At 53.9% G+C, this 1,259-nt stretch carries 1 protein-coding gene; it reads right to left on the bottom strand.

Features of this window, described 5'->3' with window-relative positions:
- A partial coding sequence (gene glmS, locus RMO15_RS08560; protein WP_309710634.1) for a glutamine--fructose-6-phosphate transaminase (isomerizing) occupies positions 1-1,198 on the bottom strand: 1,198 nt, incomplete at its 3' end.
- Between the last annotated feature and the right edge of the window lie 61 nt (positions 1,199-1,259).

The following is a 1,259-nucleotide window of genomic DNA, read 5'->3' as shown; positions in this document are numbered from 1 at the left end:
CCACAAAGTCAGCGACCTTCGGCGTTTCGTGATCGTCCTCAAGAATGAGGGCAAGAACGGTTCCTCCTCGGGCTTGAACCTCCATCATGTTCGAAATCACTTTGTCTCGAACTAATGGTTCGGTCACGCCAAACACGGCGACAACTCCCTTGGTCACCAAAGCAAGCGGCCCGTGCTTCATCTCTCCGGCGGGGGATTCTTGGGTTGGGATGTAGGCAATCTCTTTTAGCTTAAGCGCACCTTCTAGCGAAACGTAAGCATCGGCACCTCGACCGAGGAAGAAGCATAGGGGCATATCCTTAAACTTGTCCGCGAACTCAATGAGCTCGGCTTCGAGCTTGAGTGCCCTTTCGGCCTTTTCTGCCAGGGCCAGAAGTTCGGCAACATTCTCTTGAACGCGGACACCGGGGAATTCCTGGACCTGCGCGATGTAGTTGCAGAGCAAGGTCAGGACAAGAACCTGGGCGGTATACGCCTTGGTCGAGGCTACCGAGATTTCTGGACCGGCTTGGGTCATGATCGTCCGATCACACTCGCGAGCAATGCTTGAGCCAATCACGTTGACAATGCCAAGGGTTCGAATTCGATTTTCTTTGCACAGCCTTAAGGCGGCAAGGGTGTCTGCGGTTTCTCCAGATTGAGAAACAAAAATGGCCAGCGATTTCGGCGACAGAACTGGATCTCCGTAGCGGAATTCACTTGAATAGTAAACGTCGGTGGGGAGCCGCAGATGCTTCTCGAACAAGTGCTTGCCCATCAGACCTGCGTTGTACGCGGTTCCGCAAGCGATGATGTTTACTCGGTCGATTTCATTCCAAACATGCTCACCGAAGATCTGCTCAAACCGAATTCGCATCTTTTCGTCGATGCGACCGGCGAGGGCATTCTTGATCACCTGGGGCTGCTCGTGAATCTCCTTGAGCATGAAGTGCTCATACCCACCACGCTCTGCAGCGGCGATGTCCCACTCAATGTGCATCGGTTTGTAGGGCAATTCTCGGCCGAAGAGATCGGTAATCTTGATTCCTTCAGTGGTAATCGTGGCGACGGTGTCTTCGTCCATGATCACAACGTTTCGGGTGTATGGGAGCAACGCCGGGATGTCGCTTGCGAGCATGTTCTCTCCCTCGCCGATCCCTAACACAAGCGGGCTTGCATTTCTAACCGCAACAATCTTGCCTGGCTCGTTTTTGCTCATGACCACGATTGAGAACGCACCACGCAACCGCTGGGCCGCCTTGCAGACGGCATCCTCTAAG

Source organism: Armatimonas sp. (genome assembly GCF_031410135.1).
In the GTDB taxonomy this organism is placed as follows: Bacteria; Armatimonadota; Armatimonadia; order Armatimonadales; family Armatimonadaceae; genus Armatimonas.
This window is presented reverse-complemented; position numbering and strand designations above follow the sequence as displayed.